Raw genomic sequence first — 16,115 nt, forward strand, 5'->3', positions numbered from 1 at the left:
TGCGCACCAATGGCGCTATAAATCTCCAGTGCGTTACGGCGCCAGACTGGGCAGATCGAGCCCGTTGGCACGGGCGCATTCTATCGCAGATTCGTAGCCCGCGTCGGCGTGACGCATGACCCCCGTCGCCGGGTCGTTCCAAAGCACCCGCTCGATACGGCGTGCAGCCTCCGGCGTTCCGTCGGCGACAATCACCATGCCGGCGTGCTGCGAATAGCCGATGCCGACGCCGCCGCCGTGATGCAGCGAGACCCACGTCGCCCCGCTGGCACAGTTGAGCAACGCATTGATGAGCGGCCAGTCGGACACCGCGTCCGAGCCGTCGCGCATCGCTTCGGTCTCGCGGTTCGGGCTTGCAACAGAGCCGCTGTCGAGATGATCGCGCCCGATCACGATCGGCGCCTTCAGTTCGCCGCGCGCCACCATTTCATTGAACGCCAGTCCCAGCCGGTGGCGATCGCCAAGGCCAACCCAGCAGATCCGCGCCGGCAGCCCCTGGAACTTGATCCGCGCCTTCGCCATGTCGAGCCAGTTGTGAAGGTGTTTGTCGTCGGGCATCAGTTCCTTGACCTTGGCGTCGGTCCGAAAGATGTCTTCGGGATCTCCTGAGAGCGCCGCCCACCGGAATGGCCCGACGCCGCGGCAGAACAGCGGGCGTATGTAGGCCGGAACGAAGCCTGGGAAGTCGAACGCGTTTTTCAATCCCATGTCCTTCGCCATCTGGCGGATGTTGTTGCCGTAGTCGAGCGTGGGAATGCCTTGGGCATGAAAATCCAGCATGGCCTGGACATGGCCGACGATGGAAGTCTTGGCTGCCGCTTCAACCGCCTTCGGATCGGCGTTGCGCCTCAACTCCCACTCTGCGAGTGTCCATCCCTTCGGCAAATAGCCGTTGATCGGATCGTGCGCGCTGGTCTGGTCGGTGACGATGTCCGGCTTCACGCCGCGACGCACCAGCTCGGGAAAAATATCGGCGGCATTGCCGAGCAAACCGACTGAGACCGGTTTCCCGCTCTGCGCCGCCTCCGCCATGATCGCGAGCGCCTCATCGAGCGTGCTCGCTTGCCGATCGAGATAACCGGTACGCAGCCGCATTTCGATGCGGCTCGGCTGGCACTCGATCGCAAGCATCGACGCTCCGGCCATCGTCGCGGCAAGGGGCTGAGCGCCACCCATGCCGCCGAGCCCTGCCGTCAGGATCCACTTGCCCGCGAGGCTGCCGCCGTAATGACGTCGCCCTACCTCGACGAACGTTTCATATGTCCCCTGCACGATGCCCTGACTGCCGATGTAGATCCACGAGCCGGCCGTCATCTGACCGAACATCATCAACCCCTGCTTGTCCAGTTCGTTGAAGTGATCGAGCGTCGCCCAGTGCGGCACCAGGTTCGAATTCGCGATCAGCACGCGCGGTGCGTCGGGGTGGGTGCGGAAAATTCCAACCGGCTTGCCCGACTGCACCACTAGTGTCTGATCGGCGTCGAGCTTGCGCAATGAGGCAACGATCCGGTCAAAACTGTCCCAGTCGCGGGCTGCGCGGCCGATACCGCCATAGACGACAAGTTCGCTCGGCCGTTCGGCAACATCAGGGTCGAGATTGTTCATCAGCATCCGGAGCGGCGCTTCCGTCAACCAGCTGTTGGCGCTGATCTCGGACCCGCGGGGCGCGCGGATCGTACGCTCGTTGTCCAGTCGGCGGTTCATGACAGATGACCTCTCTCGGCAAATATTGGAAACGGGTTGTTCTTGAGCACCGACGTCGCGGCGGCCGGCAAGGTGCCGGCTGCGACCAGCGCCGTTGCCTTTGCGAGATCGTCGGCCATATAGCGATCGCCACCTAGCGCCGGCACCTGTCCGCGCAACACCGCAATGACCGCGGCAAGCGCGGGGCTGGTCGTGTGTGGCGCGCGCAGCCCAATGCCTTGCGCCGCAACCAGCAGTTCAATGCCGAGAATGGCGGCAAGATTGTCCGCCATGTCAGACAAACGGCGCGCCGCGTGCGCGGCCATCGACACATGATCTTCCTGGTTGGCGCTGGTCGGCGTCGAATCGATCGAGCAGGCCGCGGCGCGTTGCTTGTTCTCGGCATAGAGCGCTGCCGCCGTCACCTCCGCAATCATGAAGCCGGAGTTGAGGCCGGGATCGGGCGTCAGGAACGGCGGCAGGCCAAAATTCAGCGCGGGGTCGACCAGTGTGGCGATGCGCCGTTCGCTGATCGCGCCAATCTCGGACAGCGCCAATGCGATCTGGTCGGCTGCGAATGCGACCGGCTCGGCGTGGAAATTTCCACCCGAGACGATCTCGCCGCTCTCGACCAGCACCAGCGGATTGTCCGTCACGGCGTTGGCCTCGGTCGTCAGCGTGTGGGCGGCCTGCATCAACAGGTCAAGCGCGGCGCCGGCCACTTGCGGCTGACAGCGCAGGCAATAAGGATCCTGCACGCGCTCGTCGCCTTCGAGATGCGACATGCGGATATCGCTGCCTTCCAGCAACGCCATCAGGGTGACGCCGGCCGCGATTTGTCCGTCATGCCCCCGCAATTGCTGGATTTCCGGACGAAACGGGGCCGTCGAAGCCATGGCCGCGTCAACCGACAAGGCGCCCGTCACCAGCGCCGTGCAAGCCAGGCCGTGGGCACGCAGCAACCCGGAAATGGCATAGGCCGTCGAAAATTGCGTACCGTTGATCAACGCCAGGCCTTCCTTCGGCCCCAGCGTGATCGGCGCGAGATTGGCCGCGGCCAGCGCATCGCGGCCCGGCACAGCCTTGCCGCCGACAAGCGCCTGCCCCTCGCCGATCATGACGGCGGTCATGTGCGCCAGCGGCGCCAGATCGCCGGACGCTCCCACTGACCCCTGCTGCGGCACCAGAGGACAAACGCCTCGCGCCAGCATGGCCTGAAGTTGCTCGATGATTTCGCGACGCACGCCCGATGCGCCTCGCCCCAACGAAACGACCTTCAGCGCCATCATCAGGCGCACGATCGGTTCGGGTGTGGGCGGCCCTACCCCGCAGCAATGCGACACGATGAGGTTGCGCTGGAGCAGCGTCGTCTGATCCGGCGGAATTCGTTTCGACGCCAGTTTTCCGAACCCAGTATTGATGCCGTAAACCGGCGCCTCGGCACCCGCAGCCTCCGCAACAATGGCCGATGCTGCCTCGACGCGCGCCCAGAACGATGGATCGAGCACGACGGACGTGCCTGCAAGGACTTGCGCAAATTCGTCGAGGCTGACCGTTCCGGGCGAAACGACAATGGATGCGCCTCGATCGCTCATTGCCCCCTCCACACCCGGCGGTGCAGCGGGTTGAAACCCATCCGGTAAATCAGCTCGGCAGGCCGCTCGATATCCCAGATCGCGAGATCGCACCATTTGCCGGCGTCGAGCGTGCCGGCCTCACCGAGAACACCCAGCGCACGCGCACCTTCCCGCGTTACGCCGGCGAGACATTCGGCAACATTCATCCGGAACAGCGTCGCGCCCATATTCATGGCCAATAGAAGCGACGTCAGCGGTGAGCTGCCAGGATTGCAGTCGGTAGCCAGCGCCATGTTCACGCCGTGGGCACGGAACAGCTCGACCGGCGGCTTCATCGTCTCGCGAATGAAATAGAACGCCCCCGGCAACAGCACGGCTACCGTGTTGGCACGCGCCATGGCCGCGACGCCGGCCTCATCCGTGTGCTCCAGATGATCGGCGGACAAGGCAGAAAATTCCGAAGCAAGCGCTGCTCCGCCGAGATTCGACAGTTGATCCGCGTGCAATTTGACCGGCAGTCCGAGCGCCTTTGCCGCACGAAACACCCGCACCGTTTGATCGCCAGAGAATGCGATGCCTTCCATGAAAGCGTCGACGGCGTCCGCAAGGCCGGCCTTCGCCACCGCCGGGAGCATCTCGCGGCAAACAAGATCGATGTATCGATCCTTGTCGCCATCGGCTTCGGGCGGCAGCGCATGCGCGCCAAGAAACGACGTCCGGATGCTGACGAGCCGGTTGCGACCCAGCGCGCGTGCGGCTGACAATTGCCGCATCTCGGTTTCCGTATTGAGCCCATAACCGGATTTGATCTCGACCGTCGTCACGCCTTCGCCGATCAGGACATCGAGCCGCGGCAGCGCGCCGGCAACGAGTTCAGCCTCGCTGGACGCCCGTGTCGCCGCAACCGTCGAGACGATGCCGCCGCCCGCCCGCGCGATCTCTTCGTAGCTTGCGCCCTTCAGCCGCAGCTCGAACTCGTGGGCGCGGTTTCCGCCGAAAACCAGATGGGTATGACAATCGACCAGTCCGGGCGTGATCCACCGGCCGCCGCAATCGATCCGTTCGGCCGCATCGGCGCCAGATGGAAAGTCGGAACGGCTGCCTGCAAAGGCGATGCGGCCATCCCGCGCAGCGACCACGCCACCCTCGATCACGCCGAGGTCGGGCAAATCCTCCCGAACAGTGGCGAGCCGGGCATTATGCCAGATTCGATCGAAGCGCTCGGCCATGCAGCATTTTCCCTCAAGGGCGAAAGCTTGACGGGGATATATGTCTATACATATTATCGTGCCGGTGTTCTGTCCAGCCGGTTTGGAAAACATGTCCACTCTGCATTTCGCTTCAGCGCTGCTTCCCTCCGGGTGGGCTGACGATGTGCAGGTGGTTGTGATCGATGGAACCATCACGAAGGTGACGGCCGGCGTAGCGCCGGGAGCCAACGATGAACGCCACCGACTGGCCATCCCGGGAATAGCGAGCCTGCATAGTCACGCGTTCCAGCGCGGCATGGCCGGCCTCGCCGAAACACGCGGCAACACCGCAGATACGTTCTGGACATGGCGCGAGACGATGTATCGCTTCGCGCTGGAAATGACCCCCGACGACACCGAAGCCGTCGCAACGCTGCTCTATGTCGAGATGCTTGAGCAAGGCTACACGCGCGTCGGGGAATTCCATTATCTCCATCATGACCACGATGGCACGCCCTACGCCAATCCTGCCGAGATGGCGACACGAATTGCGCGCGCCGCCGAGGTCACCGGCATCGGGCTTACACTGCTGCCGAGTTTTTACGCGCACAGCTCCTTTGGTGGAGCCGCACCGCATGCCGGCCAGCGTCGGTTCATCTGCTCGATCGATCAGTTCGCCAAGCTGATTGCCGCGACAGAAATGGCCGTCCGCGGATTACCCGGGGCCAATGTCGGTATTGCCCCGCACAGCCTGCGCGCCGTGACACCGGACGAATTGGCGGCAATCGCGCCACTCGCCGAAGGTGGGCCGGTTCATATCCACGCAGCCGAACAGATCAAAGAAGTCGAGGAATGCATCGCCTGGTCGGGCCGGCGGCCGGTTGAATGGCTGCTCGAACATGCGCCCGTCGATCGGCGCTGGTGCCTGATCCATACGACCCACACCACTGCGACAGAGATCGCCGCGCTTGCCAGAAGCGGCGCCGTCGCAGGCCTCTGCCCGATTACCGAAGCAAGTCTCGGCGACGGCATTTTCCCGACCCGTGAATTCGTCGACGCGGGCGGCCGGTTCGGCGTCGGCACGGATTCGAATGTGCTGGTCGGCGTGGCCGACGAACTGCGTCAGCTCGAATATGGCCAGCGGCTAAAGCATCGGGAGCGCAACGTGTTATCCGGCGGTCCCGGCATTTCGACCGGCCGCGCGCTATTCGACGCTGCTTTGGCCGGCGGCGCCCAGGCGCTCGCGCAGCCGGTCGTCGGACTCCAGCCGGGTGCACGGGCCGATATCGTCACCCTCGACACCACGCATCCCTCGCTCGCCGGGCGTCGCGGCGACACCGTCCTTGACGGCTGGATTTTTGCAGCGGGCTCGGGTGCCGTCGATTGTGTGTGGGCGGGCGGAAACAAGATCGTCGAAGGTGGACGCCACCGGCTCCGCGAGAAGGCGCGCGACGCATTCAACTCAACCGTGCGAAGGCTCGTGGCATGAGCCTCTCGATCGATCGCGACAAATTCCAGGCAGCCGATAAACCGACGCTGTACAAGCAGATCCGGCTCGACATCGAACGCCGCATCCTGACCGGCGAATGGCCGCCGGGTCATCGCATCCCGTTCGAGCACCAACTGATGACGCGCTATGGCTGCTCGCGAATGACCGTGAGCAAGGCGTTGTCGGAACTGGCGCAAGCCGATCTCATCGAGCGGCGGCGGCGAGCCGGCACATTTGTGCGCCGCCCCAAATTCCTGTCGGCAGTCCTGACGATCCCGGACATTCGCGCGGAGATTACCGCGCTCGGCCGCAACTATGGCTATCAGTTGATCCGAAGCTCGCGCCGAGCGGCCAACGCCTCCGACCGTGAACGCCTCGGAGTACGGAAAGCCGGCAAGGTGATCGCGATCTCATGCCGGCACAGCGCCGATGGCGTGCCGTTCGCGATCGAGGACCGGCTGATCGATCTCGACGCGGTGCCCGAAGCCGCCACCGCGGATTTTGCGATCGAGCCGCCCGGCACGTGGCTGCTCCACCATGTCCCGTGGACGGAGGCCGAACATTCGATCAGCGCGATCGTGGCTGACGAGCAGACCGCAACGGCACTGGACATTGCGATCGGCGCCCCCTGTCTCGTGATCGACCGCCACACCTGGCGCAGCGCACGGACGCTGACCGCCGTGCGCCTCGTCTATCCGGGTGAGTCCCACAAACTGATTGCCCGCTTCAAGGGCTGCTGAGAGGCATATCAATGCAAATGAAAGTCCGGCACAATTTATGCAACAGTTGATGCAGCAGTTCATACAGCAGTAGGACGAACAGGACGCAATCCATAAACCGACAGAGGGAAGACAATCATGCTTAGTTATAGAGTATTCGCCGCAACCGCCGCTCTCCTGGTGTCCGCGCCAGCCGTCGCACAAGACGTGAAGGTCGCCATCGGCATCTCAGGATGGACCGGCTTCGCGCCGCTCACGCTCGCCAACCAGGCCGGCATCTTCAAGAAGAACGGCCTCGATGTGACGATCAAGAAGATCCCGCAGAAGGACCGCCATCTGGCCGTGGCATCGGGCGACATCCAGTGTGCGGCGACCACCGTCGAAACCTGGATTTCCTGGAACGCCAATGGCGTCGCCACCAAGCAGATCTTCCAGCTCGACAAGAGCTACGGCGCCGACGGCATGGCCACGCGAAACGATGTCGCCTCGATCAAGGATCTGAAGGGCAAGACGGTCGCCGCGTCCGCGCCCGGCACTGCGCCCTACTTCACCCTGGCCTGGATGCTCAAGAAGAACGGCCTCTCGGTCAAGGACGTGACAGTGGTCAACCTGGAGCCGGCTGCGGCCGCGCAGGCATTCGTGGCCGGTCAGAACGATGCGGCCATGACCTATGAGCCCTACCTCTCGACCGTGCGCGCAGCGCCCGACAAGGGGAAAATCATCGCCACCACGCTCGACTACCCGATGATCATGGACACGTTCGGCTGCACACCGAAATTCCTGACCGAAAATCCGAAGGCCGCGAAAGCGCTGGCTGACAGCTATTTCGAGGCTGTCGCCCTGATCGAAAAGGATCAGGCAAAATCCTACGAGATCATGGGCTCCGACGTGAAGCAGTCCGGCGAGCAGTTCGGCAATTCCGCAAAATATCTGCGCTGGCAGGACAAGGCCGCGAACCAGAAGTTCTTCGCGGGCGATTTCCAGGCGTTTACCAAGGAAGCCGCAGACCTGTTGCTCGAGATCGGCATCATCAAATCGATTCCGAAAATCGACGACCTCGTTGACACGAGCTTCATCAAGTAGGTTCGTTTGGCGCCGCGCTGGCCCCGCTTCCACACCTGTGGATGCGGAGCTGTCCGCGATCAGCGCTCCGCTCTGAGGAACACGCCCCGTGATGCGTCCCCTGGATCCCGTGACGTCAAAGCAACGCGCAGCCTATGGCTTGGCGTTCTTCGTCCTGTTCGTAGCCCTGTGGGCGTGGGCAACTTTTGGCGGCTACGTGTCCAAAACGTTTCTCGCCAACCCGCTGACCATGCTGCACGAGGGCTTTGAACTCCTCACCAAGCACGGCTTCCTGTTCGACATCGGCATGACGATCTGGCGGGTCATCGGCGGCTTTGTGCTGGCGGCAATCATCGCGGTGCCGCTCGGCGTTCTGATGGGCGCCTACAAACCGATCGAGGCTTTTCTCGAGCCATTCGTCTCGTTTGCCCGTTACCTGCCCGCCTCGGCCTTCATCCCGCTGTTGATTCTGTGGGCAGGCATCGGAGAGCTGCAGAAGCTACTGGTCATTTTCATCGGCTCGGTGTTCCAGATTATCCTGATGATCGCCGTGAACGTCGGGAGTACACGTCGCGACCTCGTTGAAGCCGCCTACACGCTGGGTGCCCGCGACAGCGGCATCATCCGCCGTGTGCTGCTGCCCTCCTCAGCCCCCGAGATCGCTGAGATCCTTCGGCTCGTCCTCGGCTGGGCATGGACCTATGTCATCGTCGCAGAACTGATCGGCTCATCGTCGGGCATCGGCCACATGATCACCGACAGCCAGGCGCTGCTCAACACCGGCCAGATCATCTTCGGCATCATCGTGATCGGACTGATCGGGCTGGTGTCGGATTTCCTGTTCAAGGCCTTCAATGCCTGGCTGTTTCCGTGGAGATTGGCGTGACCGAGCTGAGGATCGATCAGGTCTCCCGCGTTTTTCCTGCGCGCCAGGGCAATGCGCCAACGCGGGCGCTGGAACCGACCAATCTCAGCGTCGGCAACAACGACTTCGTCACCATCCTCGGCCCGTCGGGCTGCGGAAAATCCACGCTGCTCCGGATCATCGCCGGGCTTGACCGGCCGACCAGCGGCCGCGTCATTCTGGACGGGCAAGAGGTCACGGGACCCGGCGCCGATCGCGGCATGGTGTTTCAATCGTACACGCTGTTCCCGTGGTTGACGGTGCGCGAAAACATCGCGTTCGGCCTGCGCGAGCGCGGGATATCTGAAACGGATCGCTGCAAGATCGCCGATGGATTCATCCATCGGGTCGGCTTATCAGGCTTTGGGAACCACTGGCCGAAGCAACTCTCCGGCGGCATGCAGCAACGCACGGCGATCGCCCGTGCGCTTGCCAACGATCCCAAGATCCTGTTGCTCGACGAACCGTTCGGGGCGCTGGATAATCAAACCCGTGTGCTGATGCAGGAAATGCTGCTCGGCATCTGGGAACGCGAGCAGAAAACCGTGCTGTTCGTCACCCATGATATCGAGGAGGCGATTTTCCTCGGCAGCCGCGTCATCGTCATGAGCGCCCGTCCCGGTCGCATCAAGGCCGAGATCGCGATCGATCTGCCCCACCCACGATCCTACAAGATCAAGACCGCGCCTGAATTCGTCAGGCTGAAGGAACGGCTCGTCGAGGAAATCCGGGCCGAGGCATTGAAGGTTGCGGTTGATGCTTGAGCAGCTTTCCTGTGCTTCCATAGATCGAAATCGTCTTGGTCGTTGCAAAAGGCCGACAAGAGGACCGACGCGCGGGCGGCTTGCCCGACCGTTCATTCAAATTGTCGGACGCGATGGCCCCTGTGCGAGCGTCAACAGAACCGCAGCGAGTGCCACGGCGGCTTTGTCGGGCCGGGTCTTTTCGTAGCGCGCGAACTCGAGGTCCGGAAGCCGTGGCAGGCCCTCCGCGGCACCGACAATGCGCAAGCCCGCGATGACCGCGCTCGCGGGAAGCGGCGTAACGGCGAGGCCCGCAAGCGCCGCCGCGCGTACACCTGTAAGGCTGGGGCTGGTGTAGATGATCTCCCAGGTGAGATCGCCGTCCTGCAGCGCGTTGAGCGCCGCCTCACGCGATACGGACCGTTCGCGGTACAGAGCCAGCGGCAGCGCCGCGCCGGGAATGAGGTCGAACGTGTCGGCCGCGGCCCACACCATGGGTTCGCGCCAAACCAGACGCCCCTTCGACGTCCCGAGCGGACGCTTGGCGAATACCACGTCGAGCCGTCCCGCATTGAGCTGTTCGATCAACTCCGCGCTGACGCCAATCTGCACCTCGAGCTTCACTCCCGGATGCAGCGCCGCGAAGCGGCCGAGCGCCGAAGGCAGCGAACCGCCGGCGACTTCCTCGACCACGCCGAGACGCACCGACCCGGACAGCCGCGGCGCCGCCAGACGATGACGCGCCGCTTCCTCGAGCTGCAGCAGGCGACGGGCGTCGCCGAGCAGCATTTCGCCATCGTCGGTCAGTGCGACGCTCCGCGTCGTGCGCCGGAACAATGGGCGTTTGGTCTCGAGTTCGAGACGCTTGATCTGCTGGCTTACCGTCGACTGCGTCAGGTTGAGCCGTTCGGCTGCACGATGGAAACCGCCGCAATCAGCGACCGCAACGAAAGCGCGTAACAGCTCGAAATCCAGCATAATTGATCCATTATTACGATCAATGATATTATAAAATACTGTTTTTATAATCAATGGCAAGCTCCTACGTTTCGCTTCGAAGGACAGCAACGAGCGAAGGAGCTTCACCATGTCAGACCCGTCCCGGCCCAATCGCACCTCGCGTCTGGCGCGAGCTGCTGTGGTCTACGGCGTACGCGGAAAACTCTGCCCAGCGGAAGCCGCGACGCAGTTGCTGGAAGCGATCGTCGAGCCCGGCGACCGCGTGGCGATCGAAGGCGACAATCAGAAGCAGGCGGACTTTCTCGCGGCGGCACTGGCGAAGGTCGATCCCGCACGAGTCCACGATCTGCACATGGTGCAATCGGTCATCGCACTGCCCGAACATCTTGATGTGTTCGAACGCGGTGTCGCAAACCGCCTGGACTTCGCCTTTGCCGGACCGCAAAGCCGCAAGCTCGCCGAACTTGTCGCGTCGAAAGCGCTCAAGATCGGCGCCATCCACACCTACCTCGAACTCTACGCCCGCATGCTGGTGGACCTGACGCCCCAGGTCGCGCTCGTCGTTGCCGACAAGGCCGACCGCGATGGCAACCTTTATACCGGTCCGAACACCGAGGACACGCCTACCATCGTCGAAGCTGCGGCATTCCGCGGCGGCGTTGTCGTGGCGCAGGTGAACGAGATCGTCGATCGCCTGCCCCGCGTCGACATCCCCTCCGACTGGATCGATTTCGTGGTGCCGAGCCCAAAGCCCTATCTGATCGATCCGCTCTTCACACGCGACCCCGCCAAGATCAGAAACGAGAACGTGCTGATGGCGATGATGGCGATATCTGCGGTATACGAACCTTACCAGGTGCAGCGCCTCAACCACGGCATCGGCTACGCCACCGCGGCGATCGAACTGATCCTGCCGACCTTCGCCGCTCAGCGCGGATTGAAAGGCAAGGTCGCCCGGCACTTCGTGCTCAATCCCCATCCGACCCTGATCCCCGCGATCGAAACCGGCTTCGTCGACAGCGTCTACTGCTTCGGCTCCGAACTCGGCATGGAACGCTACGTCTCAAACCGCGCGGACGTGTTTCCGGTAGGCGCCGACGGCAATCTGCGCTCGAACCGTGCCCTCGCCCAGGTCGCCGGCCAATATGCTTGTGACCTCTTCATCGGCGGCACGTTGCAGATCGATGCAGCGGGCAACAGCTCGACAGCGACCAAGGACCGGATCACCGGCTTCGGCGGCGCGCCGAACATGGGCGCCGACGCGCGTGGCCGGCGTCACGACACGCCTGCCTGGCTGCGCGCTGGCCAGGAAGCAGGAGAGAGCCTGCGCGGACGCAAGCTCGTGGTGCAAATGGTGCAGACGTATCAGCCGAACGGCGCACCGAGCTTTGTCGAACGGCTGGACGCGTTCGACCTCGCAGCTTCCGCGGGCTTCGCGCTGCCGCCGGTGATGATCCATGGCGACGATGTCAGCCACGTCATCACCGAACGGGGCGTAGCCAACCTGCTGCGATGCCGGTCACCGCAAGAACGCGAAGCCGCCTTGCGCGCCGTCGCAGGCGATACCGATTTTGGCAGGCGACAGTCGCCTGAAGCAACCGATAACCTGCGCCGCCGCGGCATCGTGATGTTTCCCTCCGACCTCGGTATCGACGACGGAACGGCGACGCGCGACTGGCTCGCAGCCAAGACAATCGACGAGCTGGTGACGGCTTCGGGCGGGCTTTACGCGCCGCCGGCAAAATTCCGCCGAACCGTCGGTGCTGCTGCTTGAAATGGAGGTAACGATGACCCCAGCCAGTCAAGTCCCAGATGACCTGTCCAACGTCAGGCCGGCACTGCTCGGCCGCGCGAAGCAACTTGCTGCGACACTGCTGTCGGAGCGCGGCGAAGCGTCCGGCGCACTGGTCGCGCGCCAACTGCATGAGGTGCTGTGCGCGCTCGACCCTGACGATCGGCACGGCTTCCAGCGCTATCTCGCGACGGATTTTCAGCCCGACAGAACGGCGCTGCGCGCGGCAGCGGAGCACTATCTCGCCGATAGCACCGCGGAAGCCGCGGCCGCCCTTGCTCAGGCTGGCGATCCGCCTCGGCAGGAATTGCTGCGGCGAATGAACATGGCGCCCGGGGGCACCAGCGCACTGATCGCGATGCGCAGCGAAATCACGCCGCGCCTGCGCGCCGAGCCGGAACTAAAACTGCTCGACGCCGACCTCAGGCATCTGTTCGCCTCCTGGTTCAACCGCGGCTTTCTCGAACTGCGGCGCATCGACTGGCAGTCGCCGGCCGCCGTGCTGGAGAAGCTGATCGCCTACGAGGCGGTGCACGAGATCCATGGCTGGGACGATCTGCGGCGCCGCCTTGCGCCCGACCGCCGCTGCTTCGCCTTCTTCCATCCCGTGCTGCCCGACGAGCCCTTGATCTTCGTCGAGGTCGCGCTGGTGGAGGGACTGGCCACCGCCGTGCAGCCGCTGCTGTCGCACGACACCGACGAAAATGTCCGGCGTGCACAGGCCGAGCGCGCCGACACCGCGATCTTCTACTCGATCTCCAACTGCCAGGACGGCCTGCGCGGCGTCTCGTTCGGCAATTTCCTGATCAAACAGGTGGTCGAGGAGCTGCAGGCCGAGTTTCCGGGATTGAAGCGTTTCTCCACGCTGTCACCGGTGCCGGGTTTTCGCCGCTGGCTCGGCCAGCAGGCCGCGGATGGTCGCAATCGCGGCGCAGACCTGTTGCCGGAAGCCGAGACCGACGGCTGGTGGCATGACCCGGCGCGGAGCGCAAAGCTGCGCCCCGGCTTGATGCGGCTTTGCGCGCACTATCTGACGCGGCCATCCGTGCCCGGAAGCCGCATCGATCCGGTGGCGCGTTTTCATCTCGGCAACGGCGCGCGGCTCGAGCGGATCAACTGGCTCGGCGACACCGCGCCGCGTGCGATCGCGGAGTCCTTCGGCATCATGGTCAATTATCTCTACGACCATGACAGCATCGAGGACAATCACGAGCACTTCGTCCGTGGCGATGCCATCGTGCGTTCGCATGATGTGGATACGCTGCTTGCAGATACGGAGCTGCGGGACTGCTCTGCTTGAGACGACGTAACGATGAGCCCCACCAAATCGTACTTCCAGTGACACCTCAAATGAAGGAGTAGACATCATGATAAGCCGACGCGCCTTTTCGACCGCCCTGCTTGCCGGTGCAGCAGCTTCGCTGCTCTCCACACGCGGCATGGCCGCAAATGCAACTCCGACAAAGGCACGCAATGTCGTGCTCGTGCACGGGCTGTTCGCCGACGGATCGTGCTGGACCGAAGTGATTGCGCGATTACAGGCGGCGGGTCTCAACGCCACTTCCGTGCAAAACCCGTTGACAACGCTGCCCGAAGCGGTCGCTTCGGCCGAGCGCGTGCTGGCGCGTCAGGATGGCCCGACGGTTCTGGTCGGCCATTCCTTTTCCGGCATGATCGTCACAGAAGCCGGCGTGCATCCGAATGTTTCTGCGCTGGTCTATGTGGCGGCGCGCGCGCCCGATGCCGGCGAGGATTATACCGCTTTGGCCAAGACATTCCCGACGCCGCCAGCGAGCGCGGGGATCGTGTTCGATGGCGATGAAGGACGTCTTTCAGAAGAGGCCTTCTTGCGTGATTTCGCGGGCGACCTGCCCGCAGCAAAGGCGAAGGTTCTTTACGCCGTGCAGCAGCCGTTCCATAAGGCCCTGCTTACCGGCAAGACTGCGCACGCGGCATGGCTGACGAAGCCGAGCTACTACGCCGTCTCCACGGAAGATCGCACCATCAATCCCGACCTTGAGCGCTTCATGGCCAAACGGATGGGAGCCAAGACCATCGAGGTGAAGGCCAGTCATCTCTCCCTGATTTCACAGCCCGAGGAAATCACGCGGCTCATCCTCGAAGCCGCGGGACAGCAAGCTTGACGAAGCCTGTGCGGCAAAGAACTCATGAAACGTGCCGCGCGGCGGCGCCTGGCCACTGCCTGTGCAGCGGCCAGACGCCGGATCTTTCCGCGGTCACTTCTTGACGGCGAACACCCAAACAACGCCGCCCTGAGGCACGTTGTTCTCCAGGCCTGGGACCTTGCCCACCAATCCGTCCTGGATGCGTTGCGCGTCGACGCCCCAGCCCGACTGGACGGCGATATACTGCGTGCCGTCCACCTCATAGGCGATCGGCATGGCCATGATGCCGGAGTTGGTCTTTTGCTCCCAAAGCAGTTCGCCGGTCTTGGCATGGAAGGCGCGGAACATCCGGTCATTGGTGCCGCCGACAAAGATGAGGTCGCCGGCGGTAGCGGTCACCGAACCGAACAGTTGTGACTTCGGGAAATTGTGCGACCAGGCCTTCTTGCCCGTGGCCGGATCCCACGCCTGCAACTCGCCAAAGTGGGTCGCGCCGGGACGAGGCGTCAAGCCGATATCCTCGGGCTTGGTCCCGAGCCAGAGCTGGCCGGCAACCAACGGCACTTTCTCACCGGTGAAGCCGCCGCAGAAATTCTCGTTGGCCGGAACGTAGACCAATCCGGTCTTCTGACTATACGCTGCCGACGGCCAATCCTTGCCGCCCCACAACGAAGGACAGAATTCAACCCGCTTGCCAATAACCGGCTTGTGAGCCGGGTCGACAATCGGCTTGCCACTCTCGGGCTCGATGCCTTTCCAGACGTCGGTATGAACAAAGGGCCAGCCAGCCACATATTTAATGCTGTCCGGCTTGCGCTCCAGTACCCAGAAAATCGCGTTGCGACCCGGATGAATAAGACTCTTGATCGTGCGCCCGTCCTTTTGCAGGTCGACCAGCATTGGTGCATCCACCTCGTCCCAATCCCAGGAATCGTTTTGATGATACTGGAAGTAGGTTTTCATCTTGCCGCTATCGGGATCGAGCGCGAGCACTGAACTTGTGTAGAGATTGTCGCCGGAATGAGTGTCGCCCGGCCAAGGCGCGGCGTTGCCGGTGCCCCAATAGACTGTCTTGGTGTCTGGATCGTAGTTGCCTGTCATCCAGGCAGATCCGCCACCCGTTTTCCAGTCGTCGCCGCTCCACGTTTCGTTACCTGGCTCACCCGTGCCGGGAATGGTGAAGGTTCGCCACAATTCCTTGCCTGTTTCGGCGTCGTACGCAACGACGTAACCGCGCACGCCGAGCTCGCCACCGGAACCGCCGACGATCACCTTACCGTCGACGACCAACGGCATCAGGGTCAAATACTGCCCCTTCTTGTAGTCCTGAACCTTGGTATCCCAGACCACTTTGCCGGTCTTGGCCTCGAGCGCGACCACATGGTCGTCCGTCGTGGCGAGGTACACCTTGTCCTGCCACAGCCCCACGCCGCGATTGGTCGGGTGCAGTTGAAAGAGGTCTTCCGGAAGCTGGCGCTTGTATCGCCAGTACTCGTCGCCGGTCTTGGCGTTGAGCGCAATCACCTGCCCCGACGGCGTTGCAACGAACATCACGCCATTGTTGATGATCGGGGGCGCCTCGTGTCCCTCGATCACGCCGGTCGAGAACGTCCACACCGGCGTCAGGTTTTTCACGTTCGAGGTGTTGATCTGGTCGAGCGGGCTGTATCCCTGGCCGTCATAGGTCCGGCGGTAATGCATCCAGTTGCCGGGTTCGGGATTCTTGAGTCGCTCGGCCGTCACCGGGCTGTAGTTCTCGATCGGGCCTGCGGCAGCGATCGAAACGAGGCATGTGGACGCGAGCAAACCCGACAAAAGCCATTGCTTCAAGGCCATAACAAATCCTCCCCTTTGTTTTCATCTCACGAAT

Annotated in this window: 13 protein-coding genes; 8 read left to right on the forward strand and 5 right to left on the reverse strand. The window is 63.1% G+C overall.

Annotation, left to right across the window (positions count from 1 at the left end; genetic code table 11):
- Positions 1-33: 33 nt before the first annotated feature.
- Genes hutU through hutI form a run of 3 tightly spaced genes read right to left on the reverse strand, consistent with a single transcriptional unit; the run spans position 34 to position 4,489 of the window.
- On the reverse strand, positions 34-1,704 hold the full coding sequence (hutU, locus tag V1283_RS20685) for a urocanate hydratase (protein WP_334388279.1): 1,671 nt from the start codon (positions 1,702-1,704) through the stop codon (positions 34-36).
- Positions 1,701-3,278, reverse strand: coding sequence for a histidine ammonia-lyase (gene hutH, locus V1283_RS20690; RefSeq protein ID WP_334388280.1), 1,578 nt, complete (start codon positions 3,276-3,278; stop codon positions 1,701-1,703). The genes hutU and hutH overlap by 4 nt, the downstream gene beginning before the upstream one ends.
- The gene (gene hutI / locus V1283_RS20695) at positions 3,275-4,489 is read right to left on the reverse strand and encodes an imidazolonepropionase (RefSeq protein WP_334388281.1); all 1,215 of its coding nucleotides are present in this window, start codon (positions 4,487-4,489) and stop codon (positions 3,275-3,277) included. Before hutI ends, hutH begins: the two co-directional genes overlap by 4 nt.
- A 91-nt stretch (positions 4,490-4,580) precedes the next feature.
- Here hutI and V1283_RS20700 point away from each other — a divergent pair, with 91 nt between their 5' ends.
- The 5 genes from V1283_RS20700 to V1283_RS20720 all read left to right on the forward strand — a co-directional run bounded on the left by V1283_RS20700 (position 4,581) and on the right by V1283_RS20720 (position 9,388).
- Positions 4,581-5,939, forward strand: coding sequence for a formimidoylglutamate deiminase (locus tag V1283_RS20700; protein ID WP_334388282.1), 1,359 nt, complete (start codon positions 4,581-4,583; stop codon positions 5,937-5,939).
- Positions 5,936-6,679 (forward strand): histidine utilization repressor, encoded by a 744-nt coding sequence (gene hutC / locus V1283_RS20705; RefSeq protein WP_334388283.1) that lies wholly within the window; start codon positions 5,936-5,938, stop codon positions 6,677-6,679. The genes V1283_RS20700 and hutC overlap by 4 nt, the downstream gene beginning before the upstream one ends.
- 117 nt (positions 6,680-6,796) lie before the next feature.
- On the forward strand, positions 6,797-7,741 hold the full coding sequence (locus V1283_RS20710) for an ABC transporter substrate-binding protein (protein ID WP_334388284.1): 945 nt from the start codon (positions 6,797-6,799) through the stop codon (positions 7,739-7,741).
- Positions 7,742-7,832: 91 nt separating this feature from the next.
- Positions 7,833-8,606, forward strand: a complete 774-nt coding sequence (locus tag V1283_RS20715) for an ABC transporter permease (protein ID WP_334393117.1) — start codon at positions 7,833-7,835, stop codon at positions 8,604-8,606.
- The gene (locus V1283_RS20720) at positions 8,603-9,388 is read left to right on the forward strand and encodes an ABC transporter ATP-binding protein (protein ID WP_334388285.1); all 786 of its coding nucleotides are present in this window, start codon (positions 8,603-8,605) and stop codon (positions 9,386-9,388) included. Before V1283_RS20715 ends, V1283_RS20720 begins: the two co-directional genes overlap by 4 nt.
- Before the next feature lie 96 nt (positions 9,389-9,484).
- On the opposite strand, the gene V1283_RS20725 is transcribed toward V1283_RS20720, so the two are convergent.
- Entirely contained in the window at positions 9,485-10,345 is an 861-nt protein-coding gene (locus V1283_RS20725) for a LysR substrate-binding domain-containing protein (protein WP_334388286.1), read from the reverse strand.
- 109 nt (positions 10,346-10,454) lie between these two features.
- Between V1283_RS20725 and mdcA the strand changes: the two genes are divergently transcribed.
- From mdcA to V1283_RS20740, 3 genes are all read left to right on the forward strand, one after another.
- A complete protein-coding gene (mdcA, locus tag V1283_RS20730; protein WP_334388287.1) occupies positions 10,455-12,101 on the forward strand; it encodes a malonate decarboxylase subunit alpha in 1,647 nt (548 codons plus the stop codon).
- Between the two features lie 13 nt (positions 12,102-12,114).
- A complete protein-coding gene (locus tag V1283_RS20735) occupies positions 12,115-13,419 on the forward strand; it encodes a malonyl-CoA decarboxylase (protein ID WP_334388288.1) in 1,305 nt (434 codons plus the stop codon).
- A gap of 64 nt (positions 13,420-13,483) precedes the next feature.
- Positions 13,484-14,263, forward strand: a complete 780-nt coding sequence (locus V1283_RS20740) for an alpha/beta fold hydrolase (RefSeq protein ID WP_334393118.1) — start codon at positions 13,484-13,486, stop codon at positions 14,261-14,263.
- A 93-nt stretch (positions 14,264-14,356) separates the two neighbouring features.
- On the opposite strand, the gene V1283_RS20745 is transcribed toward V1283_RS20740, so the two are convergent.
- Entirely contained in the window at positions 14,357-16,081 is a 1,725-nt protein-coding gene (locus V1283_RS20745) for a methanol/ethanol family PQQ-dependent dehydrogenase (RefSeq protein WP_334388289.1), read from the reverse strand.
- Between the last annotated feature and the right edge of the window lie 34 nt (positions 16,082-16,115).

Source organism: Bradyrhizobium sp. AZCC 2262, assembly GCF_036924535.1.
Classification (GTDB): Bacteria; Pseudomonadota; Alphaproteobacteria; order Rhizobiales; family Xanthobacteraceae; genus Bradyrhizobium.